This is a genomic window from Haloplanus sp. GDY1 (assembly GCF_023703775.1).
GTDB classification, from domain to species: domain Archaea; phylum Halobacteriota; class Halobacteria; order Halobacteriales; family Haloferacaceae; genus Haloplanus; species Haloplanus halophilus.
Map to the genome: position 1 here is coordinate 803737 of NZ_CP098514.1, position 25045 is coordinate 828781.

Annotated in this window: 27 protein-coding genes; 12 read left to right on the forward strand and 15 right to left on the reverse strand. The window is 69.9% G+C overall.

Annotated features, from left to right (window positions below):
• Positions 1–33 precede the first annotated feature (33 nt).
• Positions 34–522 carry a DUF7523 family protein gene (locus NBT67_RS04395; protein WP_251343593.1) on the reverse strand — a complete coding sequence of 163 codons (489 nt, stop codon included), beginning with the start codon at positions 520–522 and terminating at the stop codon, positions 34–36.
• 275 nt (positions 523–797) lie between these two features.
• Between NBT67_RS04395 and NBT67_RS04400 the strand changes: the two genes are divergently transcribed.
• The 5 genes from NBT67_RS04400 to NBT67_RS04420 all read left to right on the forward strand — a co-directional run bounded on the left by NBT67_RS04400 (position 798) and on the right by NBT67_RS04420 (position 5615).
• On the forward strand, positions 798–1658 hold the full coding sequence (locus tag NBT67_RS04400; protein ID WP_251343594.1) for an SDR family oxidoreductase: 861 nt from the start codon (positions 798–800) through the stop codon (positions 1656–1658).
• Positions 1651–2616 carry a patatin-like phospholipase family protein gene (locus NBT67_RS04405; protein WP_251343595.1) on the forward strand — a complete coding sequence of 322 codons (966 nt, stop codon included), beginning with the start codon at positions 1651–1653 and terminating at the stop codon, positions 2614–2616. Before NBT67_RS04400 ends, NBT67_RS04405 begins: the two co-directional genes overlap by 8 nt.
• 69 nt (positions 2617–2685) lie before the next feature.
• The gene (proC, locus tag NBT67_RS04410) at positions 2686–3465 is read left to right on the forward strand and encodes a pyrroline-5-carboxylate reductase (protein ID WP_256474690.1); all 780 of its coding nucleotides are present in this window, start codon (positions 2686–2688) and stop codon (positions 3463–3465) included.
• Positions 3458–4291, forward strand: coding sequence for a glutamate 5-kinase (proB, locus tag NBT67_RS04415; protein ID WP_251343596.1), 834 nt, complete (start codon positions 3458–3460; stop codon positions 4289–4291). The genes proC and proB overlap by 8 nt, the downstream gene beginning before the upstream one ends.
• Positions 4284–5615, forward strand: coding sequence for a glutamate-5-semialdehyde dehydrogenase (locus tag NBT67_RS04420; RefSeq protein WP_251343597.1), 1332 nt, complete (start codon positions 4284–4286; stop codon positions 5613–5615). The genes proB and NBT67_RS04420 overlap by 8 nt, the downstream gene beginning before the upstream one ends.
• A gap of 2 nt (positions 5616–5617) precedes the next feature.
• Here NBT67_RS04420 and NBT67_RS04425 read toward each other — a convergent pair whose 3' ends face one another.
• From NBT67_RS04425 to NBT67_RS04435, 3 genes are all read right to left on the reverse strand, one after another.
• Entirely contained in the window at positions 5618–6826 is a 1209-nt protein-coding gene (locus NBT67_RS04425) for an MFS transporter (RefSeq protein WP_251343598.1), read from the reverse strand.
• A 54-nt stretch (positions 6827–6880) separates the two neighbouring features.
• Positions 6881–7570, reverse strand: a complete 690-nt coding sequence (locus NBT67_RS04430) for a TVP38/TMEM64 family protein (RefSeq protein WP_251343599.1) — start codon at positions 7568–7570, stop codon at positions 6881–6883.
• Positions 7571–7721: 151 nt separating this feature from the next.
• Positions 7722–8159 (reverse strand): OsmC family protein, encoded by a 438-nt coding sequence (locus tag NBT67_RS04435; RefSeq protein ID WP_251343600.1) that lies wholly within the window; start codon positions 8157–8159, stop codon positions 7722–7724.
• 114 nt (positions 8160–8273) lie between these two features.
• Here NBT67_RS04435 and NBT67_RS04440 point away from each other — a divergent pair, with 114 nt between their 5' ends.
• The gene (locus tag NBT67_RS04440) at positions 8274–8696 is read left to right on the forward strand and encodes a hypothetical protein (protein ID WP_251343601.1); all 423 of its coding nucleotides are present in this window, start codon (positions 8274–8276) and stop codon (positions 8694–8696) included.
• 98 nt (positions 8697–8794) lie between these two features.
• Here NBT67_RS04440 and NBT67_RS04445 read toward each other — a convergent pair whose 3' ends face one another.
• Complete coding sequence (locus NBT67_RS04445; protein WP_251343602.1) at positions 8795–9007, reverse strand: hypothetical protein; 213 nt, start codon at positions 9005–9007, stop codon at positions 8795–8797.
• Between the two features lie 68 nt (positions 9008–9075).
• Between NBT67_RS04445 and NBT67_RS04450 the strand changes: the two genes are divergently transcribed.
• Positions 9076–9645, forward strand: a complete 570-nt coding sequence (locus NBT67_RS04450; protein ID WP_251343603.1) for a JAB/MPN domain protein-containing protein — start codon at positions 9076–9078, stop codon at positions 9643–9645.
• A gap of 18 nt (positions 9646–9663) precedes the next feature.
• Here the strand turns inward: NBT67_RS04450 and NBT67_RS04455 are convergent, their stop codons facing one another.
• On the reverse strand, positions 9664–10560 hold the full coding sequence (locus NBT67_RS04455) for a DUF502 domain-containing protein (RefSeq protein WP_251343604.1): 897 nt from the start codon (positions 10558–10560) through the stop codon (positions 9664–9666).
• Positions 10561–10646: 86 nt separating this feature from the next.
• Here NBT67_RS04455 and NBT67_RS04460 point away from each other — a divergent pair, with 86 nt between their 5' ends.
• Complete coding sequence (locus NBT67_RS04460) at positions 10647–10871, forward strand: hypothetical protein (protein WP_251343605.1); 225 nt, start codon at positions 10647–10649, stop codon at positions 10869–10871.
• A 48-nt stretch (positions 10872–10919) separates the two neighbouring features.
• Positions 10920–12548 carry a long-chain fatty acid--CoA ligase gene (locus NBT67_RS04465; protein ID WP_251343606.1) on the forward strand — a complete coding sequence of 543 codons (1629 nt, stop codon included), beginning with the start codon at positions 10920–10922 and terminating at the stop codon, positions 12546–12548.
• Here the strand turns inward: NBT67_RS04465 and NBT67_RS04470 are convergent.
• From NBT67_RS04470 to NBT67_RS04480, 3 genes are all read right to left on the reverse strand, one after another.
• Complete coding sequence (locus tag NBT67_RS04470; protein WP_251343607.1) at positions 12545–13285, reverse strand: hypothetical protein; 741 nt, start codon at positions 13283–13285, stop codon at positions 12545–12547. The two genes, NBT67_RS04465 and NBT67_RS04470, sit on opposite strands and share 4 nt — an antisense overlap.
• Positions 13286–13312: 27 nt before the next feature.
• Complete coding sequence (locus tag NBT67_RS04475) at positions 13313–14545, reverse strand: iron-containing alcohol dehydrogenase (RefSeq protein ID WP_251343608.1); 1233 nt, start codon at positions 14543–14545, stop codon at positions 13313–13315.
• A gap of 62 nt (positions 14546–14607) precedes the next feature.
• A complete protein-coding gene (locus NBT67_RS04480; RefSeq protein WP_251343609.1) occupies positions 14608–15282 on the reverse strand; it encodes a TIGR00266 family protein in 675 nt (224 codons plus the stop codon).
• Between the two features lie 120 nt (positions 15283–15402).
• On the opposite strand from NBT67_RS04480, the gene NBT67_RS04485 reads away from it, so the two are divergent.
• On the forward strand, positions 15403–16026 hold the full coding sequence (locus NBT67_RS04485; protein ID WP_251343610.1) for a ferredoxin--NADP reductase: 624 nt from the start codon (positions 15403–15405) through the stop codon (positions 16024–16026).
• On the opposite strand, the gene NBT67_RS04490 is transcribed toward NBT67_RS04485, so the two are convergent.
• The 4 genes from NBT67_RS04490 to NBT67_RS04505 form a co-directional block, all read right to left on the reverse strand.
• Positions 16023–18029: an AMP-binding protein gene (locus NBT67_RS04490; protein WP_251343611.1), complete on the reverse strand. Its 2007-nt coding sequence runs from the start codon at positions 18027–18029 to the stop codon at positions 16023–16025. The genes NBT67_RS04485 and NBT67_RS04490 overlap by 4 nt on opposite strands.
• Positions 18030–18305: 276 nt before the next feature.
• The gene (locus NBT67_RS04495; protein WP_251343612.1) at positions 18306–18593 is read right to left on the reverse strand and encodes an amphi-Trp domain-containing protein; all 288 of its coding nucleotides are present in this window, start codon (positions 18591–18593) and stop codon (positions 18306–18308) included.
• A 246-nt stretch (positions 18594–18839) separates the two neighbouring features.
• On the reverse strand, positions 18840–19625 hold the full coding sequence (locus tag NBT67_RS04500) for an SDR family NAD(P)-dependent oxidoreductase (RefSeq protein WP_251343613.1): 786 nt from the start codon (positions 19623–19625) through the stop codon (positions 18840–18842).
• A 52-nt stretch (positions 19626–19677) separates the two neighbouring features.
• On the reverse strand, positions 19678–21552 hold the full coding sequence (locus tag NBT67_RS04505; RefSeq protein ID WP_251343614.1) for a formate/nitrite transporter family protein: 1875 nt from the start codon (positions 21550–21552) through the stop codon (positions 19678–19680).
• Between the two features lie 57 nt (positions 21553–21609).
• On the opposite strand from NBT67_RS04505, the gene NBT67_RS04510 reads away from it, so the two are divergent.
• Complete coding sequence (locus NBT67_RS04510; protein WP_251343615.1) at positions 21610–22572, forward strand: beta-keto acid cleavage family enzyme; 963 nt, start codon at positions 21610–21612, stop codon at positions 22570–22572.
• 16 nt (positions 22573–22588) lie between these two features.
• On the opposite strand, the gene NBT67_RS04515 is transcribed toward NBT67_RS04510, so the two are convergent.
• A complete protein-coding gene (locus NBT67_RS04515) occupies positions 22589–23245 on the reverse strand; it encodes a class II aldolase/adducin family protein (protein ID WP_251343616.1) in 657 nt (218 codons plus the stop codon).
• A gap of 148 nt (positions 23246–23393) precedes the next feature.
• Between NBT67_RS04515 and argH the strand changes: the two genes are divergently transcribed.
• Entirely contained in the window at positions 23394–24656 is a 1263-nt protein-coding gene (argH, locus tag NBT67_RS04520; protein WP_251343617.1) for an argininosuccinate lyase, read from the forward strand.
• Between the two features lie 3 nt (positions 24657–24659).
• Here argH and NBT67_RS04525 read toward each other — a convergent pair whose 3' ends face one another.
• Positions 24660–24902, reverse strand: a complete 243-nt coding sequence (locus NBT67_RS04525) for a DUF7120 family protein (RefSeq protein WP_251343618.1) — start codon at positions 24900–24902, stop codon at positions 24660–24662.
• Between the last annotated feature and the right edge of the window lie 143 nt (positions 24903–25045).

The following is a 25045-nucleotide window of genomic DNA, read 5'->3' on the forward strand; positions in this document are numbered from 1 at the left end:
TCCGCGCCGAGGCATTAATAGTTGCATAAACGCTCACGCGGGCACGGCGTCGAGCGCCGCCTCGACGACGCGGAGTGCCCGGCCGCCCGCCCGCCCGTCGACGACGACGACCAGACACGCGCCCCCGACGGCGGCGGCCGTCACCTCGACTCCCGCGGCGTCCAACCGCCCGAGGATCGCCGTCAGCGCCCGGGCGTTCACGTCGCCGGTCGCGACGAGCGCCGTCGCCGACCCCGCGTCGGGGACGACGGCGCGGTCACCGACGGTCGCCAGGGCGTCGCCGTCGGCGCCGTCGCCGACGCCCACCCCCCGTTCGACGGTCACCCGCGCGTCGCGGGACTCGGGGTCGCGGTCGGGCAGGTCGTCGGCGAACCGGCGGAGCGCGGCGGCGACCGTCTCGTCGCTCGCGTCGAGGTCGAGCGTCGCCGCCGCCGCGCGGTAGTTGACGACGCCCGCCCGGAGCGCGTCGAGCAGGAACGGTCGCTCCCTCACGGCCTCGCGTGTCGCCTCGGCGATCGACATGCCTCCCCGTTCGTCGCGGCCACCAAAAGTCCGGCCGACGTCAACTACCAACTACCGTACAGAAACTTCGTTCGGATTAGGGTTATTCCCGCCCGGCACGTGGGTGGAGACGCGTCGGCCGTCCCCGCTGGCGCCGCTCCCATCCCGTTTTCGGCCAGTTGCCCCGACACGCGGTACGCGCTCCCCGACCGGGGGTACTCGGCGCGGGCGACGGGGTCGCCGCGGCCGCGATCCCACACCCACCGTTATACGCCCCGGCGGCCAACCGGACGCACATGTCCGCCGACGAGTTCGACCTCAGCGAACCTGAACTGACCGCCGACGACCTCCTCGTCCTCGACGACGAGCGGTTCACCGCCGAGACCGTCGCCGTCGTGACGGGCGCGGCGTCGGGCATCGGGCGAGCGACGGCCGTCGCCCTCGCGGCCAACGGCCTGACCGTCGTCGGTGCAGACGTCGACGACGAGGGGTTGGCGGGGACGGAGGATCTCGCGGCCGACGTCGGGGCCGAGGGGGAGGTCCTGCCGGTTCGGACCGACCTCACCGACGACGACGACGTGGCGGCGATGGTCGACGCGGCCGCCGAGCGCGGCGACCTCCGGTACGTCGCCAACGTCGCCGGGATGCAACACATCGCCTCCATCCCCGAGTTCCCGATGGAGAAGTACGACCTCCTGCTCGATATCATGCTCCGGGCGCCCTTCCTCGTCGCGAAACTCGCGATGCCGCACATCCGCGAGGCGGACGGCCGGGGCGCCATCGGCAACATGTCGTCGGTCCACGGCCACTACGCCACGCAGGACAAGGCGGCGTACATCACGGCCAAACACGGGCTGAACGGGCTGACGCGTTCCATCGCCGCCGAGGGCGACGGGTCGCTCCGGGGGTTCTCGGTCAGCGTCGGCTACGTGCTGACGCCGCTGATGGTGAACCAGATCGCGGACACGGCCGCGGAGCGGGGCATCTCCGAACGCGAGGTCGTCGAGGACGTGATGCTGGGACAGGCGCGAACGAAGGAGCTGATGACTCCCGCCGAGGTCGCGAACCTGTTCGTCTTCGGCTTCTCGAGGCACGCCAAACACCTCAACGGCGGCGACCTGCTCTTCGACGGGGGCTACTCGACGACGTATGAGTGAGCGGACGCGGGTCGCCATCGCCTGTCAGGGCGGCGGGAGCCACACCGCCTTCACCGCGGGGGTGCTGAAGCGACTCCTCCGCGAGTGGGACGACGACTACCGACTGGTCGGGATCAGCGGCACCTCCGGCGGCGCGTTCAACGCCCTCGCCGCGTGGTACGGGCTGGTCACCGCCGACGAGCGCCGGGCCATCGAACTGCTCGACGCCCTCTGGGCCGACCTGGCGGCCGACACCGCCCTCGATCGCCTGCTCAACGACTGGACCGTCTGGCTGTCGCGGGTCGAGCGGACGGGCGTCCCGATCCCTCGGGTCAGTCCCTACCTCGCCCCGGGGGCGCGGATGGGACAGGAACGCATCCGACGGGTTCTGGAGCGTCACATCGACTTCGAGGCGGTCCCCGACCTCTGTGAGCGGACGGCGCCCGAACTGGTCGTCGGGACGGTCGACATCAACGCCGGCGTCTTCGAGACGTTCACCAACGAGGACGTGACGCCCGAGGCGGTGTTGGCGTCGTCGGCCCTCCCGACGCTCTTTCCCGCCGTGGAGATCGACGATCACTACCACTGGGACGGCCTGTTCTCGCAGAACCCGCCGGTCGACGACCTGCTGACCGTCGACGCCGGACGCAAGCCCGAGGAGCTCTGGGTGATCCAGATCAACCCGCAGGAACGGGCTGGTGAACCCACGTCGGTCGAGGAGATCGCCGACCGCCGGAACGAACTCGCCGGTAACCTCTCCCTGAACCAGGAACTCCGCGTCGTCGAACGGGTCAACGACTGGATCGAGGAGGGCCACCTGCCTGAGAGCGACTTCCAGCGGACCGAGATCCGCCGCATCGAGATGGATCGGACCTACACCGCCGCGACGAAGGTGGACCGGACCCCCGGCTTCATCGACGAACTCATGGCCCTCGGCGAGCGTCGCGCGGCCGAGTTCGTCGGCGCCGACGGCGCCTGAACCCCGGCGGTTCGGACGGAGCGAATCAAAGCCCGTATATCGGAGTCGGCGTCTATAGGGGGATACGACATGACTACCGTGAGCGTCATCGGGTGTGGCCACATGGGGAGCGCCCTGGTGAAGGGGCTCTCCGAGGCCGGCACCCACAGGGTGACCGCGTGTGACCTGGACACGAGCGCCCTCGAAGCCATCGAGCCGTACTGCGCGGAGACGACGACGGACGTCGCCGAGGCGACGGCCGGCGCGGACGTGGTGTTCGTCGCCCTCAAGCCCGACGTGGTGGGGGCCGTCCTCGACGAACTCGACCTCGCGCCGGCGCAGACGCTGGTCACCATCGCCGCGGGCGTCCCGACGGACTTCGTGGCGGAACACACGGACGCGACGGTCGTCCGGATCATGCCCAACCTGGCGGCCGAGACGCGGACCATGGCCGCGGCGGTCACCTGGGACGAGGTCGACGAGGACGTCCGCGCCCTCCTCGACGAACTCGGCGAGTTCGTCGTGGTCGACGAGAATCTGATGGACGTGGCGACGGCGCTCAACGGAAGCGGCCCGGCCTTCGTCTACTACCTCATCAAGGCGATGCAGGACGGCGCCGCCGCCGAGGGCATGGACCCGGCCGACGCCCGGACGCTCGCGGCACAGACCTTCAAGGGGGCGGCGGAGACGGTCCTGCGATCCGAGGAGAGCCTCGACGAGTTGATCGACGCCGTCGCCACCGAGGGCGGCACGACCATCGAGGGCATGCGAGTCCTCTGGGACAGCGACGCGGACGCCGCGGTGGGCGAGGCCCTGCACGCGGCGGCCGACCGCTCCCGCGAACTGGCCGGCGGGTTCGACGATGAGTGAAGCCGTCGAGGGCGAGGCGGTCGAGCGGACCCGTCGACTCGCCGCCGACGCCGACCGCGTCGTCGTCAAGGCCGGCACGAACTCCCTGACCGACGACGAGTCCAACCTCGACGACGGGAAACTCGACAAACTCGTCGACGACATCGAGGACCTCCGCTCCCGGGGGAAGGAGGTGATCCTCGTCTCGTCGGGTGCCATCGGCGCCGGCAAGGGGCGGATCGACCACCCCACCGAGACGGTCGAGGAGTCACAGGCGCTCTCGACGGTGGGGCAGAGCCACCTGATGCGCCGCTACACCGAGAGCTTCGAGCGCTACGACCGGACGGTCGCGCAGATCCTCCTGACGGATCACGACCTGGAGAACCCCGAGCGGTTCACCAACTTCCGGAACACCATCGAGACGCTGCTGGACTGGGGCGTCGTCCCCATCATCAACGAGAACGACGCCGTCGCCACCGAGGAGATCCGGATCGGCGACAACGACATGCTCTCCTCGTCGGTCGCGGTCGGCATCGACGTTGACCTGCTGGTGACGCTCACGGACGTGGGGGGCGTCTACACCGGCAACCCGAAGGAGGACGACTCCGCCCAGCTCATCGAGGCCGTCGGCCGCAACTACGCCGAGGTGCAGGAACTCATCGACGCGAGTTCGAAAGGCGAGTTCGGCGGCATCCGGACGAAGGTCCAGGGCGCCCGGGACGCGAGCGAACACGGCATCCCCGCGATCATCGCGGGGTCGGCCGAACCGGACGTGCTGGAGAGAATCGCCACCGAGAAACCCGTGGGGACGCTATTCGTCCCCGTGAACGGAGTCATCGATGACTGAACGAGCCACCGAGCGGAAGGTTGCGGAAGCACGGACCGCCGCCCTCGACCTGGCGAAACTGTCCGACGAGGAGCGACGCACCGCGCTCCACGACGTCGCCGACGCCATCGAGGCGAACCACGAGCGGATCCTCGACGCCAACGCGACGGACGTCGAGGAGGCCGAGGAACTCCTCGAAGCCGGGGAGTACAGCCGTGCGCTGGTCGACCGGCTCGAACTCTCGCCGTCGAAACTCGACGACATCGCCGAGATGGTCCGCAGCGTCGCCGAACAGGACGACCCGCTCGGCAAGACGCTCTCGGCCCGGCGTCTCGACGACGGCCTCGAACTCTACAAGGTGGGCGTCCCCATCGGCGTCATCGGCACGGTGTTCGAGTCCCGACCGGACGCGCTGGTCCAGATCGCCGCGCTCAGCCTCAAGTCCGGCAACGCGGTGATCCTGAAGGGCGGGAGCGAGGCCAGCCACTCCAACCGCGTGCTGTACGAACTCGTCGTCGAGGCGACGAGCGACGTGCCCGACGGCTGGGCACAGCTCATCGAGGCCCGCGAGGACGTCGACACGATGCTCGATATGGACGACTCCATCGACCTCCTCATGCCCCGCGGGAGTTCGGCGTTCGTGAGCTACATCCAGGACAACACGAGCATTCCCGTCCTCGGCCACACCGAGGGGGTGTGTCACGTCTTCGTCGACCGCGAGGCGGACCGCTCGATGGCCGAGGACGTCGCCTTCGACGCGAAGGTGCAGTACCCCGCGGTCTGCAACGCCGTCGAGACGCTGCTGGTCCACGAGTCGGTGGCCGACGACTTCCTGCCCGCGATGGTGGACCGCTACCGCGAGGCGGGCGTCACCCTCCGCGGCGACGCCGCGACCCGCGAGGTGGTCGACGTCGACCCCGCCACCGACGAGGACTGGGAGACGGAGTACGGCGACCTCGAACTCTCGATCAAGGTCGTCGACTCGCTGGCCGACGCCATCGATCACGTCAACGCCCACGGCTCGAAGCACACGGAGTCCATCGTGACCGAGGACGCCGACCGCGCCGGCGACTTCATGCGGAGCGTCGACGCAGCGAGCGTCTTCCACAACGCGTCGACGCGGTTCGCCGACGGCTACCGCTTCGGCCTCGGCGCCGAAGTCGGCATCAGCACGGGCAAGATCCACGCCCGTGGCCCCGTCGGCCTCGAAGGCCTCACCACCTACAAGTACCACCTGGAGGGCGACGGCCAACTCGTCGCCACCTACGCCGGCGAGAGCGCGAAGCCCTTCCTCCACGAGGAGTTCGAGGGCGAGTGGAACCCCGGGCGCCTGTCCGAGGAGTAGCCCTACCCGCGCCCGCCGGCGAGTTTCGCGGCTTCCGGCAACCCCCGGAGCCGGAGCATCGACAGCGTGCCCAGCAGCGGCCCGACCGCCAGCGGCGCGAACGCCCACCGCCACCCCACCGTCTCGACCACCATCGGGACCAGCTGGATCGAGATCGTGGTGAGGAGGAAGCCGATGGCGGTTTGCAGGGTGAGGGCGGTGCCCACGTAGGACTCCTCCGCCAGTTCGGAGACGGCCGCGGAGAACTGCGCGGAGTCGGCGACGATGGCGAAGCCCCAGACGAGGACGAACGGAACGAGCAGGACCAACGAGGAACCGAACAGGAGCCCGGCCGCGAGACAGGAGAGGCCGCTGACGGCCATGCTCACGCTGGTGACGGTCGTCCGGCCGACCCGATCGGCTGCCGCCCCCGCGGCCACCGCGCCCGCGCCGCCGATGGCGATGGTTCCGAAGGCCAGCAGCGAAGCCACTCCCGACGATCCGCCGCTGCCGCCGTTCGTGGCCATGCTCGCGACGAGGTACGCGGGGATCCACGTCCAGACTGCGTACAGCTCCCACATGTGCCCGAAGTAGCCGCCGTTGGCGAGCATCGTGGGCCGATCGCGGAGGATGCGACCGACTGCCCCGGGATCGAACGGGGCCGCGGGCGCCTGGTGGGGCCCCGGTTCGACGAACAGGGCGAGCAACCCTCCGAGGACCGCGAGGCCGGCCGCGCCGTAGAGGACGACCCGCGGACGGCCGACGCCGCCGAGTGCCCGGAGGAGGTGTGGCAGGGCCGAGCCGACGGTCAGGGAGCCGACGAGGACGCCGATGGCGAACCCGCGGCCCCCCCGGAACCAGCCCGCGACGATCTTCATGCCCGGCGGGTAGACGCCGGCGAGGGCGACGCCGGTGAGAAATCGAAGGGCGATGGCCGGCGCCGCCGTGTCGACGACGCCGGCGATGGTCGCCGTACAGGCCGCCCCGGCGAACGCCGACCCGGCGAGGAGGGAGCGAGGACGGAGGGTGTCGGAGAGGGTGAGCGCGGAGGAGAGGAAGGCGCCGGCGACGAACCCCAACTGGACGGCGACGGTGAGCCACGCCGTCTCGCTCGGCGTCAGTCCCCACGCCGCGGCGAGTTCCGGCGCCGCGGCCGTCGCGCTGAACCACAGCGACATCGCCAACAGCTCCGCCACCGCGATGACCGCCAGGGCCCGCCGCCGGGAGCGCATCTCCCTGTTCGACCCGCTCCAGGGGCAAAACGTCTCGGTCCGAGCGTCGCCGGCTCACCCGAGCCAGCCGTCGAGCGCGTCGACGATCCGCTCGCGGTACAGGTACCCCAGGACCGCGAGGACCGTGACGGCGCCGAACAGGACGCCCGCCCCGAGGGGGTCGCCGGCGGCGAGGCGGGCGCCGAACACGTTGACGAGGAAGAAGGCCGGCGCCCGCCCGACCACGGCGACGACGACCAGCCGCCGGAGGGGAATCGGCGTCAGTCCGCCGAGAAAACAGAGCGCGTCGTCCGGCAGCCCCGGAATCAGGAAGAGGACGAACAGCGCGGGGAGCCCGCGGCGTTCGACGAGGGCGTCGAAGCGCTCCAGCACGTCGGCGTGGACCGTCCGCTCGACGTATGCGCGGCCGAAGCGACGCGACAGCCAGAAGGCGACCGCACTCCCCAGTCCGATCCCGATCACGTTGAACAGCGTCCCCCACCACGGCCCGAAGAGGTAGCCGGCGACGGCCGCGAGCACCTGCCCGGGGACGGGCGCCAGCACAACCTGCAGCGCCTGGAGGGCGATCAGGGCGAGCGGCGCCCACACGCCGAAGCCGCGGACGTACGCCCGCATCGCCGCGGCGTCGGTTACGAACGACAACTGCTCGCGGAGCGCAGCCATCGCGCCCAGAAACAGGAGGCTGCCGACCAGCAGGTGGACGAGAACCCGGCGGCGCTCCCGCGCCGAGGCGAACAGCCTCACGGCTCGACGCCCCCGCGTGGTCGGCCGTCGGCGCCGGCCCCGACGAGCCCCCAGCGGCGATACGGGCGGCCCGCACCGTCGGCCGGGGGTCCAGACGAGCGGTCGCCACCCCGTGACGGCGACCGCCCCGAACTGGGGTCGGGCGGCGGGATCAGGCCCGCCCCACGCTCGACTCCAGCGCCGTGTCGTTGGAGAGGTTGTCGGCGACGGGGCACCGCTCCTCGACGTCGGCCAGCCACCGCTCCAGGGCCTCGTCGCCGGCGTCGGCGTCGACGGTCACGTCGACGCGAATCGACCGAAAGCCCGCACGGGGCGCCGTCGCCTCGCCCCTGTACTTCGCCGTGTCGATGTCGCCCGCGACGTGGACGTCGATGTCGCGGACGTCGATGCCGTGATCCGTCGCGACGAGGTGACCGATGACGTTGATACACGCCGCCAGCGACCCGAGGAGATGCTCCAGCGGACTGGCCTCCTCGCCGACGACGAACTCGGCGGCGTCGGTCTCGACGCGGGTGCGCTTGGGTCCCCGGCCGTGGCCTGCGATTTCGATGGTCTTCTCCGATCCGGTCGCCGTGGAATCCTTCGCCATACCCGAAGATATCGTTCAGAATACATAATTCGAGCGGTCGGTTCCCGGCGGCCGAGAACGCCGCGGCACCGTCCCCGACCGGCGTTTTTTGTCCTCGCGCCCGGACGGTGACGCGTGTTCCCGACGTCGACCCGCACCCTCCTCCTGGGGACCGACGAGAGCAAGACGAAGCGATGGAGCGTGCTCGTTGGCGTCCTCCTCGGCGGATCGCTGCTGTACTTCGGGGCGCTGAACGCGGTCGCTGGCTACGGCTGGCCCCTCCACGTGGCGCTCTGGTGGGAGGGCTACGCGGTACTGCTCGGGGCGCTCGTCGCCGGCCAGGCGTACGCCACCGCCGCCCTGGCCGTGAGTTGGGGGTCGGCGTTCGCGGCCGTCTTCGGACTGCTGGTGAACCGCGGCGGCGTGGGCGTCGTCGGGCCGCCGCCGGGGCCGGTGGCGACGCTGGCAGTCGGGCTCGCCGGGGGGACGCTCGCGGCCCTCACGCTCGGGACGCTCGGGTTCGTCGTCGGCACGACCCTCCGAGGACTCGGCGCGTAGTCCGGGCGGGCCGGTGCGTTGGCGCCGGCGACGTCGACGATGTCGACCAGCACCGCGAGCGCGTGGCGTCCGACCCGACTACGGGGCTGGCCGAGGGGTCACCCGTCCGTCGCGTCGGCGCCGAGCGCCGCGTTCGGTCCGCGGGCGCGGGTCACGGCGTCGAGTCCGAAGCCGAGGGCGAGCAGGCCGGTCGTGCCCGCTCCCCGCCCCGGGGAGCGGACCGCGACGACGGTCAGCGGGGCGGCCAGCGGCGTCCGGGCGAGGCGGCCGCCGGCGGTCCGCTCGGTCGGACGCCACGCCGGACCCTCCACCGGTACGTTCGTCCCGAACTGTGGTCGTCACCCGGAATCCTTAGAAGGAGACGGCCCCCACTTGGGGTATGCGACTGTTCCGGTCGAGCGAACTCCTGGGCATCGCGCGCGAAACCCTGGAGTTCGTCCTCGAGGCCTGCGAGGAGACCCATCCCGACGAGTACATGGGCTTTCTCCGCGCCGACGACGCCCGCAAACTCGGCCTCGACCGCTCGGGGCAGGTTATCACTGACGTCCTCGTCATCCCCGGAACGACCTCGAACCCGGTGAGTGCGACGGTGAAGACGACCATGAAGCCGAACGACGTGTCGTCGGTCGGATCCGTCCACTCCCACCCGAACGGCGTCCTCCGGCCGAGCGACGCCGACCTCGCCACCTTCGGGCAGGGGACGGTCCACATCATCGTCGGGGCGCCGTACGGCCGGGACGACTGGCGCGCCTTCGACAACCAGGGCGAGCGAACGACGCTCGACGTCATCGACGTCGACCTGCCCGACGAGGCCTTCTTCGATTTCACGCAGTCGGACATCGACGCCGAACTGGCCGCGGAGGGGCGGCGGCGTGGCGTCGTCCCGCCGGCCGACCGGGACGGCGACGACGACGACGATGGCGGGGGATTCCTCTCGTGGCTCCGTTAACCGACCGACGGGGACGAGTCAGCGACGGCGGCCGTCCGCCGCTCCGTCGCCGGCCCCCTCGTCGTCCTCGTTTTCGTCGCCCCCGGTCTTCGAGCGTGCGGCCTGCATCGTCTCGCGGGCCGTCTCCTCCAGTTGTTCCGAGGCGTCGGCGGCGTACGCCTCCAGTTCGTCGATGCCGACGACGGTGTCCGCGGCCTCCAGTCGGCGGTTGAACCGTTCGAGCATCCCCTCGGTGAGCTCCTCCTCGGAGCGCCGGCCGGTCGCGACGCCGCTGGTGACGATGGACTGGATGCCCTCCTCGACGGTCATGTCGACGTCGAAGACGTGTTCCTCGGAGACGTGGAGGACGTACCCACCCATGACCGGATTGGGTGCCAGCGGGAGAAAGAGCGTCAGCATCTCCTCCTCGCCGGCGGCGTCCCGGACGACGTCGGGCGTGTCCGCCGTCAGGAAGGCGAAGGCGTACGAGCCCCGCTCGGGAAACTCGACCAGTTTCACCTCCTGAAAGCTGTCGGTGTCGCTGTCGAGGAGGAGACCGCTCATCTCGTCGATGCTCTGGTAGAGCGAGCCGACGCCCGGGATGCGGGAGATGAGCGTATCGAAGAAGGCGCCGAACCCGGAGCGCTCGGGGCGGCGTTCGGTCCAGACGCCGATACCGAAGATGAGCGCGAGGAGGGTGAGCAACGCGAGGAGCTTGAGCGCCCCCTCGGACGCGGGCTGAACCCCCGTGAGGCGGGTGACCAGCCCGACGAGTGGGTCGAGTTGCTTGGAGACGAAGTCGACGACGACACCGAGGACGAGGAGGGTGACGATCAGCGGGAGCGTCACCGCGGCGCCGGTGACGAACGCCTGCCGGACGAACTCCCGGACCCCGTCGTACTCGTCGAGGGCGCCGGTGTCGGGAGGGCGGGCCATGCGGTCACATCGGCGGGGCGGCCCAAAACGTTCCGGGTACGCGCCGGGCCACAGTCCCTAAGTGGCTCAGGGCGGAATCCGGGGGCATGGACGAAGCACTCGAAGTCGTCGACGTGGTCGCCGACTCGGGGCTCGAAGGGGTCGTCACGTGGCTCCTGCGCATCCTCGGGCTACTGGCCATACTCGCCGGCGTCGGCCTCTGGCTGTTCACCGAGATGGGCCTGCTCGTCGTGCCCGCGCTGCTGATCGTCGTGGGGCTCGTCTTGCTCGTCGCGCCGAGCATCCTGCTCGCGCTGTCCGAACTGGCCTGACGGCGGCGTGGCGACAGGCTTTATTCGTCCCGTGGTGGACGACATCGTATGACGGGCCAGACGCTCCGGCCGTTCCTGCGGCGGGCGACACAGCTGTATCCCGACCGTGAGGTCGTGGCGCGCACGGCCGACGGGACGAAACGACGGACCTACGCGGAGACCGCCGACCGCGTGACCCGGCTGGCTGCCGCCCTCCGGGCGGCGGGGGTCGGCCGCGGCGACCGCGTGGCGACGCTGTGCTGGAATCACGACCGGCACTTCGAGGCCTACTTCGCGGTCCCCGACGTCGGGGCACAGCTCCACACGATCAACCCGCTGCTCCCCGCGGACGACGTCCGGGGCATCGTCGAGAGCGCGGGCGACCGGCTCCTCTTCGTCGACCCGTCGCTGACCGACGCGCTCACCGCGGCCTACGACCCCGAGGCCTTCGAGAGCGTCGCGGAGGTCGTCGTGATGGGTGCGGTGCCCGACCTCCCCGTCGACTCGGTCACGAGTTTCGAGGAGTTCGTCGCGGGCCACGGCGGCGACTACGACCCGCCGGCCCTCGACGGCGACGACCCCGCCGGCCTCTGTTACTCCTCGGGGACGACCGGCGATCCGAAGGGCGTCGAGTACACCCAGCGGATGCTCTGGAGTCACACGATGGCGATCATGACGCCGATGGGGCTGGACATCGCGGACGCGGACGTCGTGATGCCCGTCGTCCCGATGTTCCACATCAACGCCTGGGGGCTCCCCTACGCGGCGACGGCGGCGGGGGCGAAACACGTCTACCCCGGCCCCTCACCCGACCCCGCGGACCTGGTCGCGCTGATCGAGCGCGAGGGCGTCACGCTCACCGCGGGCGTCCCGACGGTGTGGCTGGGCGTCCTCGACTACCTGCAGGATCACGACGCCGACCTCTCGACGCTCGACCGAATCGTCATCGGCGGTGCAGCGCCGCCCGAGCGCCTGATCCGCGCGTTCGACGACCTGGGCGTCGAGGTGGTCCACGGGTGGGGGATGACCGAAACCGCGCCCGTCGGCGCCGTCTCCCACCTCAAACCCGAGCTCCGGGACGCGGACTACGAGACGCGGCTGGAGAAGCGCACGAAACAGGGGTTGATCCTCCCCGGGCTGGAGTTCGAGGTGGTCGACGACGCGGGCGAGCGGGTGCCCCACGACGGCGAGTCGATGGGCGAACTCCGGGTTCGCGGCCCGTGGGTCGCCGACGGCTACCTCGACGGCGACGACGACGCCTTCGAGGACGGCTGGCTCCGCACCGGCGACGTGGTCACCGTCGACCCGGACGGCTACGTCGAACTCGTCGACCGCGCCGCCGACGTGATCAAGTCCGGCGGGGAGTGGATCTCCTCGCAGGCCGTCGAGAACGCCATCATGGGCCACGAGGCCGTGAGCGAGGCGGCGGTGGTGGGCGTCCCCCACGAGCGGTGGGGAGAACGCCCCGTCGCCTACGTCGTCGCCGGCGACGCCGACCGCGACGCGCTGATCGAGGCGGTGTCGGATCGCCTCCGGGACTCCTACCCCGACTGGTGGGTGCCCGACCGCTTCGAGTTCGTCGAGTCGATCCCCAAGACCGCGACCGGGAAGTTCGCGAAGACCGACCTCCGGGCCCGCCGGGACGAACCCCTCGACGGACCGGTGGCAGCCGAACCGCCCGCGGACGGCGAGGCCTAGCCGGCGAGCAGGAGGCCGGCACCGAGCGCGATGCCCGCGGCACCGACGAGGAGGCCGGCGAGCGACGTCTTCGAGAGGCGGAGCAGGGTCCGGATCGGCGGGCCGTCGGCGACGACGAGGGGGTCGATCCGGCCGTCGGCGACCCGGCCGACCACCGTCACCGCGTCGCCCGGCGAGGCCCGGCGCTCGGCGTAGCGGCGCGCGCCGATCGAGAGGGCGTTCGCGACGGGTGCCAGGATCGACGGCGGCGGGCGGTAGGGCGTCTCTCGCGGGAGTCCCTCGGTCTCCCGCTCGTATCGGCCGATCCGTTCCGGCGGAGACTCGCCCGGCCCCACCGTCGCGACGACCGTCGAGTCGAGGGCGACCGTCCGGAGCGGCGCGTCCACGGGGACCGTCGCGTGGGCCGTCCGCACCGCGAACGGTCGGCTCCGGGCGGGGTCGTGGATGGTCACGTACGTCGGCAGGAGGAAGGCGCCGATCCGCCGTTCCTCGACCGAGGGTCGGAGGGCGACGCAGTCGACGCCGCTGAACGGCGCGTCGAGGGTGTCGCCGGCGGCGTCGACGGTGCCCGAGAGCCGAACGAGCGACCCCTCGGCGACGCCGTCGACCCGCGACACCGCGTCGGCGCGCACGAGCGCGCTCGACCGCCAGACGTACCGCAGGCTGACGAGGGTGACGGCGAGGCCGACGGCGAGCATGCCGATGCCGAACAGCGTGGGGAGCGTGGGGAGGGCCATGGATGAAGCGGGGGCTCGGTCGACGGATCAGGAGCGACGCGGCCCGTCGGGGGCGAGCGCGTCGTCGTAGATGGTGACGTAGAGGTCGGCGATCTCCTCGCGGGTGGGCTTCCGTGGGTTGTTGTCCGGCGACCCCGAGTCGATGGCGTCCTGGGTCATCTCGTCGACCACGTCGAGGTACTCCTCGCGGGTGGGCACCTCGCCGAAGTCGTCGAGGTAGCCCGTGAGGTCCACGTCGGCACAGAGCCGGAGGATCCCGTCGGCGGCGGCGTCGGCGGCCTCGCGGGTCGGGGCGTGGGCGTCGGCGACGCCGAGGATGCGCGCGATTTCGGCGTACTTCTCGGGGGCCGCCATCGCGGAGAAGTCGACGACGTAGGGGAGGATGAGGCCGTTCGCGAGGCCGTGGGGGATGTGGAGTTGGGCGCCGAGCGGGCGGGCGAGGCCGTGGACCAGCGCCACCGAGGCGTTGGTGAAGGCCTGCCCGGCCTGCAGTTGCCCGACCATCACGTCGGCGCGGGCGTCGAGGTTGTCGCCGTTGGCCCACGCGACCGGCAGCGAGCGGGCGATCCGCTCCATGGCCGACTCGGCGTAGCCGTCCGGGACGCTGTAGGACTTCACCGAGACGTAGGCCTCGATGGCGTGGGTCAGGGCGTCGATGCCCGTGAAGGCCGTGTGGCTCTTGGGGAGCGACTGCGTGAGTTCGGGGTCCTCGATGGCCACGTCGGGGACGACGTTCGCGGAGACGATGAGGAACTTCGTTGACGTGGACTCGTCGCTGACGACCACGGATCGAGTCGCCTCGCTGCCCGTCCCGGCGGTGGTGTTGACGGCGATCAGCGGCGGCGTGGGGTTGGGGACGCCCTCGTAGCCGGCGCGGTCGACGCCGAAGTCGCGGATCGACCCCTCGTTGGCCGCGAGGATGCCGACCCCCTTGCCCGTGTCGATGGAGGAGCCGCCGCCGAGCGTGACGATCAGGTCACAGTCCTCGCGCTCGTAGAGCGCGTGCGCGCTCTCGATGTTCTCGACGGTCGGGTCGGGGCGCACGTCCGTGTAGACGACCGAATCGACGCCCGCCGCCGACAACCCGTCGACGACCGCGTCGCCGTGGAACTCGAAGATCTGTTCGGTGGCGACGACGAGCGCCGTCTCCCCGTAGCGGGCGGCGTGACCGCCGAGGGTGTCGACCGCCCCGGCGCCGAGTTCGATCCGGCCGGGCGAGACGACCGTCCGCGTCTCGCTCGCGAGTACGGTGTCGTGCATGGCACCCCGATGATCGTTCCTGTCGGTCTTATACCCCGGGGTCGGGGGATCGGCGACCCGTCTCAGTTCCCGCTCGGCAGTCGCGGCTGGATGACCGAGACGAAGGCGTCGAGGTCGCGGGTCTGGTACCACGCCGTTCCGGGGCCGGTGAACTCGAAGACGAGGCCCTCGCCGCCGAACAGCGACGACTTCAGCCCGCCGACGCTCCGCGTCTCGAAGTCGACCGTGTCGTCCCAGGCGATCAGATGCTCGTTGTCGAGGACGTACGACTCGCCGGCGTCGAGGTCGAGGCGTTCGAGGCCGCCGTAGGCGTCCACGAAGACGGTGCCGCTCCCCTTCAGCGCGAGGGGCGTCAGGCTGGCCTCCCCCAGCATCGACTTCAGGCCGCCGAGTTCGCTGTCGATGTCGATCCCGGGCGTCGCCGCGAGGAAGGCGCCGTCGGTGGTGTACAGCGTCTCGTCGTCGAGTTCGTGTTCCATCACGTCTCCCGGGGCGGAGGGCGCGAGCGTCACGGTGCCGGAGCCACCCTCGGCGACGAACTCGTTTGCGAACATGGACTCGCCGCCGAGCATGGACTTCGCGGAACTGAGCAGGCCGTCGCGGCTGGTCGACGTCTCGATGGAGACGGTCGGCGAGTGGCCGACCATCGCGCCGGGTTCCGCGATTATCGACTCGCCGTCGTCGAGTTCGACGGTCAGGTGTGTGTACGACGGTCGGTGGGAGAATTCCGTTTGCATCGGGGATCCCTCGTTCGGCCGTGGCGTCGAACGCGATGATAAACCTTCGGGCGGTGTGTCACGACCGCGGACCGAGCCCGGACCGTCGGACGTTTACCTCCCCCGCACGTGGGTCGAGGCATGCCACAGGTCACTGTCGACGCCGTGGAGACGGTCGGCGACCGAACCGTCGCGCTGGAACTGCGGACGCCCGAGGGCTTCGACGCCGAACCCGGGCAGTTCATCCTGATCCGGGCGACCGTCGACGGGGTCGAGGAGACCGGCTACTACACCATCTCCTCGCCGGACACGACGGGGACGATGGAGGTGACCGTCGAGTACGTTCCGGAGGGGACGCTCGCCCCGTGGCTCGCCGAGCGACGGCCGGGCGACACGGTCGCGGTCGAGGGACCCTTCGGCGACGTGCGGTACACGGGCGGGGGCGACGCGGTCGTCCTCGCGGAGGGGCCGGGCATCGGGCCGGCGGTCGGCATCGCCGAACGCGCCCGGGCGGCCGGCCACGACGCGTCGATCGTCTTCTGGGGGCAGGACCCGCCCCACCGCGACCGCCTCGACGCCCTCGAAGCCGACGGCGCGAGCGTCGTCCTCGTCGAGTCGCTGGACGAGGCCGCCGACACGCTCGCCGCGGCCGGGGACGCGACGGTGTACGTCTTCGGGTTCGAGTCGTTCGTCAGGGACGCCAAGACGGTCGCGGAAGCGGTCGGCGTTGACGACCTCCGGGCCGAGAGCTTCGGGCCGCGCTAGCGCGCGTCCTCGATCTCGTCGAGGACTTCGGGGTTCTCGATGCTGCTCATGTCGCCGAGGTCCTCGCCGCGGTAGATGGACTCGATGGCTCGGCGGATGATCTTCCCGCTCTGGGTCTTGGGGAAGGCGTCGACGAACAGCACCTCGCGGGGACGGAACGGCTTGCCGAGTTCCTCGCCCACCGTCGTTCGGATCTCCTCGCGCAGGCCGTCGCGCTCGTCCGTCCCGGCTTCGAGGACGACGTAGAGGACGACTGCGGTGCCGGTCGTGTCGTCGTCGGCGCCGATGGCGGCGGCCTGATTGACCGCGTCGTGTTCCATCGCGGCGCCTTCCACCTCGGCCGGGCCGACCTTCCGGCCGGCGACGTTCAGGGCGTCGTCCGCCCGCCCGTGCAGGAACCAGAAGCCGTCCTCGTCCTTCTGCGCCCAGTCGCCGTGGTCCCAGAGGTCGGGCCAACTGCTCCAGTACTCCTCCAGGTATCGCTCGTCGCCGCTCCACAGCGACTTCGTCATGCTCGGACAGGAGTCGCGGGCGACGAGGAAGCCACGCTCGTGTGAGTCGGCGATCGACTCGCCCTGACTGTCGACGATGTCGATGTCCATCCCCAGACCGGGGCCGCCGAGCGTGCAGGGCTTGAGCGGGGTGATCGGCATCGGCATCAGGAAACACCCCATGATCTCCGTGCCGCCCGAGATGTTGATGATGGGGGTGTCGCCGCCGCCGACCGCTTCGTAGAACCAGAGCCAGGACTCGGGGTCCCACGGCTCACCGGTCGACCCGAGCACACGGAGACTGGAGAGGTCGTGCCCCTCGACCCACTCGTCGCCCCGCTTCCGGAGCGCCCGGATGGCCGTCGGCGAGATGCCGAACTGCGTGACGCCGTGGTCGTCGATCATCCGCCAGAAGCGGTCCGGTTCGGGGTGGTCGGGCGCGCCCTCGTACATGAACACCGTGCCGCCGTGGGCGTGGGTTCCCATCAGCGTCCACGGTCCCATCATCCAGCCGATGTCGCTCACCCAGAAGAAGCGATCCGACGGCTGGAGGTCCATCCCGAAGTACACCTCCTTGGCCGCCTGCAGAAGCGCGCCGGCGTGCGTGTGGACGATGCCCTTCGGCTTGCCCGTCGTCCCCGAGGAGTACAGCAGCATCGACTCCTGGTTCGCGTCCAGGGACTTCGTCTCGTACTCGTCGCTCGCCGCCGCGACGGCCGTCTCCCAGCGTTCGTCGCGGTCGTCGTTCCACGGGATCTCCCCCTCGCTCGCGAGGCCGAGGCGGTCGTAGACGACGGTGTGTTCGACGTGTCCCGCCTCCTCGATGGCCTCGTCGGCCGTCCCCTTCAGCGTCACGTGCTCGCCGCGCCGGTAGAAGCCGTCGCCGGTGAACAGGACGCTGGGTTCGGCGTCGCCGATGCGGGTGGCCGTCGCGTCGACGCCGAACCCCGAGAAGATGGGGACCGCGACCGCGCCCACCTCGAAACAGCCATAGAGGATGGAGATCACTTCGGGCACCATCGGCATGTAGAGGGCGACGGTGTCGCCCGTCCCGACCCCCCTGGACTCCAGGTAGTTCGCCACCCGGTTGGTCTGTCGGTGGAGTTCGTGGTACGTGATCTCCCGGACGTCCCCGGGTTCTCCCTCCCAGATGCACGCGACCTTGTTGCGGGTCTCCGCGTCGGGGGCGGCGTGGCGGTCGACGACGTTGTGGGCGGCGTTGATCCGGGCGCCCGGGAACCACTCGGTGAACTGCGGCCCCTCGGCATCGTTCCGGACCGCGTCGTACCCCTCGTCGAACTCGATGTCGAGGTAGTCGACGAGTTCGTCCCAGAACCAATCGACGCCGGAGCGCGGTTCACCCGGAACCGTCGAGGTGGTTCGCTCGATCAACTCGTCGTAGTCGTCGATGTCGTACGCCTGCATGAACTCCCAGACGTTCGTCGATTCGACGAACTCGCGAGAGGGGCGATGAACCACCGCGTCCGTCCGTTGTTTACGGTCCGGAGCCATGCTCCGAACTCTACCACGGGACCGTAATAGATGTTCGTGTCCGACCGGCAACACTGTTCGGCGCAGGTGGTGTTCGAGGCTCCGCGAAAGCCCCCGGCGTCATCAGAACGCGTCGCGTTCCGGTTGGCTCACGGGGGTATCTCACCCGAACCCACGACCGGGAACTCGCGCCGGTCATCGAAGACGGTGACGGGCGAACTCGCGGACCCACTCGACCGGCGGCCGTGGTCCCGCACTGGACGAACGAGGACGGTCGGCAGACGCACTCTGCCGTACTTACTCGATCTCGAGACGATCCGAACCGCCCTCGGAACCCTCACCGTTCTCGTCCCACTCGAGTTCGAACTCGATGCTCAACTCTCCAGGGCCATCCGTCGGTCCCTCGCGTTCGGCTTTGACTTCGAACGTCGGCCGTACTGGGGGATCCATCGTGACGGACTCTGACCCCGCCTTCAGCGTGATCGGGTCCCCTCGTTCGAGCTTTTCGGCGACGCTCCGGAGATACGACGCGATTTCGTCTCGACTCTGTTCGCTCTCGGATTCGAACAGCACTTCTTCGGGCATACACTCGTATCTACACTTCCGACTCGGATAAGTGCGCCCTCGCTATCGATTCCCGCAGGTCCGACAGTCGCGGTGGTCCGTCGTCGAGGACCGGTTCAATCGGGATCCGGATTCGCCGTACTCCACCGAGAGGTAACCCTCGTCTCGAAATCCGGCACTACGACGAGTGCTCCGGCCGCCGCTATCGTAGCGATTGGCCCCGACATCAGATCGCACGCAGTACTGCGGTCCGATGTACAGTGACGCTCAATCGCTACTAACGTTCCCGAAGGCGTCGGCGGTGAAGCCGTCGTCGACGGTCAGGACGCTCCCGGTGGTGTAACTGGCCGCGTCGCTGGCGAGGTAGATGGCGGCGCCGACGAGTTCCTCCGGGTCGGCCATCCGCTCGTGGACCGTCCGCCGGGCGATTTCGCGATACCGGTCGGTGTCCTCGTCGTAGGTTCCCGCCGTCTGCTCCGACCGCACGAACCCGGGTTTGATCGCGTTGACCCGAATCTCGGGGCCGAGTTCCTTCGCCGCCACCCGCGTGAACGCGTCGACGCCGCCCTTCGCCGTCGTGTAGGGGACGAGGTCCGGGATCGCCAGTTGGTTCGAGATGGAGGAGACGTTCAGGATCGCTCCCTCGTCCATCCGCTCGGCGAAGACCTGCGTCGCGCGGTAGGTGCCGTCGAGTTGGACGTCGAACACCCGTTGCCAGTCCTCCTCGTCCCCGTCCGACAGCGACGCCCGCGAGACGTAGCTCTGGGAGTTTACGAGCACGTCGACGCCGCCCAGGTCGTCGACGACGGCGTCGCGGCAGGCGACGATGCTCCCGCGGTCGGTCACGTCACAGGTCGCCTCGACCGTCTCGGCGCCGAGGTCACGCAGTTCGGCCGCCGTCTCGGCGACCGCGTCCGCGGTTCGACTCGTCGCGGCCACGTTCGCGCCGTCGGCCGCGAAGCCCCTCGCGATCGCCCGCCCGATCCCGCTCGTCCCGCCGATCACGACCGCTCGCTTCCCCTCGACCGTCACGGGTGTGTGTTCGTAGGTCACGGCCGACCGGTCGGGAGTCCGCGACTTAGCCGTTGCCCCGGCGACCGGTCGGCTACTCGTCGCCCGTCGGCTCCCTGCCGTCGGGCGTCGCGGCGACGTCGCGGAACGCGGCCGCCGGGTTGCGGTCCCGGGTGGCGCCCCCGAACAGGCGGTCGCGGACGGATCGTGCGGAGGGACGCTCGGCCAGCAGGACCGTGCAGTCCACCTCGGTGACGACGTCGAGGTGGAGCGAGCCGCGGACGAGCCGCGAGAGCATCCCCTGCTCGGTGGCGCCGATGAGCAGCATCGTGCTGTCGGCGGCCGCGCGCTCGATTGCGGCCTCGACGTCGCCGGAGGCGTCGACGGTGACCGTCGCGTCCCCGAGGCCGTGTTCGGCGGCCCAGTCCTCGAGGAACGCCTCGCCGGCCGCCCGGTCCTCGGCGCCGTCGACGACGTGGAGGAGTTCGACCTCGGCGCCCGCGACCTCCCGAAGCGCGCGGGCGATCTCCGCGCTCAGATCCGAGTCGGGGCCGCCGGCGGTCGGGAGGAGCACCTTCGAGGGATCGAGCCCGCGGTCCTCGGCGACGAGGAAGTCACAGGGCAGCTGGTTCGTCAGCTCGGCGAGCGGCCGCTCGGCGCGGGCGGAACTCCACAGCTGGTCCTCGCCCCAGCCGATCACCGTGAGGTCGGGGCTCGTCCGCCGCGCGAGGTCGAAGATGGCCTCGAAGGAGCGGGGCGTGACGACAGTCGACGTCTCGAGGGTGACGTCGTGTGCGTCGCCGACGGGACGGACGTCGTCGAGCAGGCGCTCGGACTCGCGGACGATGCGCTCCTGCCGGGAGCCGTCCGTCTCGGGCGTCCAGCGCCTCGGCGCCTGGACGATGTGGACGACGTGTACCGTCCCCTTGCGGTGAGTGCTCGCGACCCGACACGCGAACTCGACCAGCCGCGACTCCGTGCGCGGGTTGGCGATGGGGACGAGCACGCGGTAGGCCTCGGGATCGCGGACGATCTCCTCGACCGTGTCGATGACGGGCACGTACGAGCGGCCCGCCAGCGACCCCGCCAGCCACTCCCGGATGGAGAGCCGGCGGACGTTCTCGAACCGCTCGATCTCCAGCCGGCGATCGCTGGTCTGGTAGTAGTTGACCACGGTGACCAGGAGGATGCCCCCGAGCGTGTTGCCCAGCAGGACGGGGAGGACGAACCCGACCAGGGCGGGCGCGGGGTTCGTCGTCGTCACCAGGGAGAGGTAGACCACCTCGGTGAAGGAGACGACGACGTGATAGAGGTTGCCCATCGGGATGGCCAGAAAGGCGAGATAGATGACGAGCAGCCGCGAGGTGGCGTCTCGGGTGGCGAAGTTGATCCAGACGACGCCCGCGACGATGAACCCGGCGAAGACGGCCTTGAAAAAGAGGCTGGTCGCCGGCGTGGCGATCCCCTTCTCGGCGAAGCCGACGGCCACCGCCGCGGTCCGGGCGTCGAAGACGCCGCCGTACGCGAGCGCCAGCGCGCCGAGTCCTCCGCCCGCGAAGTTGCCCGCGAGGACGATCAGCCAGTGTCGGAACAGCGCCGGAATCGACGCGAGCCGTTCCAGCGTCAGCGCCACCGGCGGGAGCGTGTTCTCGGTGTAGAGCTGGTAGCCGCCGATGATGATGTAGATGAACCCCAGCGGGTACAGCAACACGCCGAGGAACGTCTCGTCGGTCGTCGCCGACACCGACGCGTACAGGAGGAAGGTGATCGTGATCGCGAACCCGCCGGCGAGCGCGCTGAAGAACAGTTCCCGAACCCCCGAGGTGATCTCGTGGTCCGCGTCCGCGACGACGCGCTGGAACACCTCGTCGGTGGAGAACCGATCCGGGAGCACCTCTCCCGCGGTCGGAACGTCGTTTCCCGCCGTCCCCGCGTCCCCGTTCGAGTCCGTCCGCGCGGAGTCGTCCATCGGTCCGGTGGACCCGTCGCCTGCGGCTTAAGTCATTTCCCTCGACCCCACACACATATGCCGATCCCGGACGTCGCCACCCGCATGCGCGAGTTCGACAAGGCCATCGTCTCCTGTGCGGTGACCGGAGCGATCCACACGCCGACCATGTCGCCACACCTGCCGATCACCGCCGAGGAGATCGCCGCAGAGGCCATCGCCGCCGCGGAGGCCGGGGCGAGCATCGTCCACGTCCACGTCCGCGACGAGGAGACCGGGGAACCGATCACCGACCTCGATCTGTTCCGGGAGGTGGCCGAGCGGGTCGCCGACGGCTGTGACGCCATCGTCCAGCCGACGACCGGCGGGGCCCCGACCATGGCGCCCGAGGAGCGGATCCGGGTCGTCCCCGAACTCGAACCCGAGATGGCCTCCTGCAACATGGGGTCGATCAACTTCGGGCTCTACCAGTTGCTCGACAAGTACGACGAGTTCGAGTACGACTGGGAGGCGGCGTACCTCGACGGGACCCGGGATCTGATCTTCCAGAACAGCTTCGAGGACCTGGAGACGATCCTCCCCGTCTTCGACGAGCACGACACCAAACCCGAACTCGAGGTGTACGACGTCGGCCACCTCTACAACGCGAAACATCTGGTCGACCGGGGGCTGTTGCGGACGCCGCTGCACATCCAGTTCGTCATGGGCATCCACGGCGGCATCGGCGCGACCGCGAAGAACCTGACCCACCTCGCCGACATCGCCGACGACCTGTTCGGCGACGAGTTCACCTTCTCGGTCATCGGCGCCGGTCGCAAGGAGTTCCCGCTCGGGACGCAGGGCGTCTCGATGGGCGGTCACGCCCGCGTCGGCCTGGAGGACAACCTCTATCTCGAACGCGGTCGGCTGGCCGAGAGCAACGCGGAACTGGTCGAGAAGATGGTCCGCCTGACCCGCGACGTGGCGGGTCGGGAGATCGCCACGCCGGCCGAGACGCGGGAGTTCCTCGGCCTGAAGGGACAGTCCGGGACGGACTTCTGACGTCCCGGTCGGGGGGCTACTGCTGGCCGTAGCTCTCGAACATCGACCGCAGCCTGTCGACCTCCTCGTCGGGCAGGACGATCGGATCGCCGACGCTGATCGCCTGGTAGTGGATCCGCGCGCAGTACTCGACCATCATCGACACCTCGAACGCGTCCTCTGCGGTGTCGCCGACGGCGAGGGTGCCGTGGTTCTGGAGGAGACAGGCGTCGTAGTCCGTCCCCATCGTCTCGGCGGCGAGTTCGCCGAGGGCCTCGCTTCCCGGCTCCTCGTAGCCCGCGACGGGGACCTGATCGCCCGCGAAGGCGATGAGGTAGTGGGAGGCGGGGATCGGCTCCCCGAGTGACGCGAAGGTGCTGGCGTAGGGGGAGTGGGTGTGGACCACCCCGCCGACCGCCTCCCGCTGGCGGTAGACCATCGCGTGCATCGGCGTCTCGCTCGAGGGCTCCAGGTCGCCGTCGACCTGCTCGCCGTCGAGCGTCACCAGCGGGACCCGCTCCGGCGTGACGTCCTCGTAGGGGACGCCGGAGGGGCTGATGGCGACCGTCTCGCCGTCCCCACACCGCTGGCTCACGTTGCCGCCCGTTCCCTTGGTCAGCCCCTGGTCGAGCATCTTCCGCCCGAGGTCACCGACCGTCCGCCGTTCCGCAGCGTACTGTAGCTGGTCCGTCATCGTGGCGTAGTCGTCGGCGGGTCTTCGGCGGCCCCCCTCCTGAGTCCTTCGACGGCGACGTCGCGGGTCGAGGGGGCGACCGCACCGGCGAGCCACGCCACCGGCCCGTAAGAAAACCCTTAGTACGGTCCCTCGGGTAGGCGGAGCCATGCTCTGGGAGAATACCGACCACTCCGCGAGCGAGGCGACGCTCCAGTACACGATGGAGCCGAAAGAGTTCGAGAACCGGTTTCTCCCGTACGACGTGCTGACGAACCTCGCGCACGTGACGATGCTGCACCGGCAGGGCTTTCTCACCGAGGGCGAACTCGCGGACCTCCGCGAGGCCCTCACCGACCTCTACCACGAGGCCGACGAGGTGGAGGGCGAGGACGTCCACACCTTCGTCGAGGAGCGGGTGACCGAGCGGACCGAGGCGGGCAAGAAGATGCACCTCGCCCGGTCGCGCAACGACCAGATATTCGTCGACACGCGCCTGTTCATGAAGGACGCGACCATCGACCTCGCCCACCGGCTCCTCGAGTTCGTCGCCGCGCTCGATGCGTTCGCGGCGGAGAAGAACGTCCTGATCCCGGGCTACACCCACCAGCAGCAGGCGATGCCCTCCTCGACGGGGCTGTGGGCGTCGAGTTACGCCGACGCGCTCGTCGACGACCTGAGGTCGCTGCGGGCGACCTACCGCATCGTCGACTCGAACCCCCTCGGCGCCGCCGCGTCCTACGGCACCAGCCTCGACATCGACCGGGATCTGACGACGGAACTGCTGGGCTTCTCGACGAAACAGCACAACCCCATCTACTGCTCGAACCGCGGGAAACAGGAGCTACAGCTGCTCCAGACGCTCGATCTGGTGATGCTCGACGTGCAGAAACTGGCCGAGGACCTCATCAACTTCTCCGAGGATCAGCAGTTCTTCGAGTTGCCCGAGGAGTACTGCACGGGCAGCAGCATCATGCCCCAGAAGCGCAACCCCGACATCCTGGAACTCGCGCGGGCGAAAGCCGAGGAGGTGTCGGCGGGCAAGGAGACAATCCGGCGGATCATCGGCAAACTCCCGAGCGGCTACAACCGGGACAGCCAGCAGACGAAAAAGCACCTGATCGAGGGGATCGACACGGTTCGGGCGACCCTCGACATCCTCACCCCGCTGATCGAGGCGCTGGAACTCTCCGACGAGTTCACGGTCGACGAGGGCATCTTCGCCGCCTACACGGCCAATCGGAAGGTCCAAGAGGGGATGGCCTTCCGCGACGCCTACCACGAGGTCAAGGAGAGCGAGGAGTACGAGGTCCACGACGACGTCGCCGACCCGGTCCGCCAGCCGCTCGACGACCTCCCGGCGTTCTGGGACGACGAGCGCGAGGCGTTCGACGCGATGTCGGAGCGGCTCCTGACCGCGAGCGCGGAGTGACCGCTACAGCGTGGGTTCGTCGTCCGACTCGTTGCGGATGGCGGGGTCCTGCTGGTCGTCGACGACCTGCGTGAACAGGTCCTCGTCGGCCGTCTGATTCGGCGATTCGTCGGTCGTGTACGCCGACACGCCGAGCGAGAGCAGTTCCTCCACGGCCTGATCGCGGTTGATGAACTCCCCCTCCTCGACGAGCTGGTTGATCTCGATGTCGACGTCGTCCGGCAGCGAAACTTCGGCGGTTGGCATATCGCTCACTGGGGCGTCCTCTATGTTAAAAACCCGGTTTCGGCGAGGTCGATCCGTCTCCGTCACGATTCCCGTTTCGTCGACCGACTGCGGACGCCCCGAACACGTTCGCCCCGACGCCGAGGTGGCGCCGGCCCGTAGGG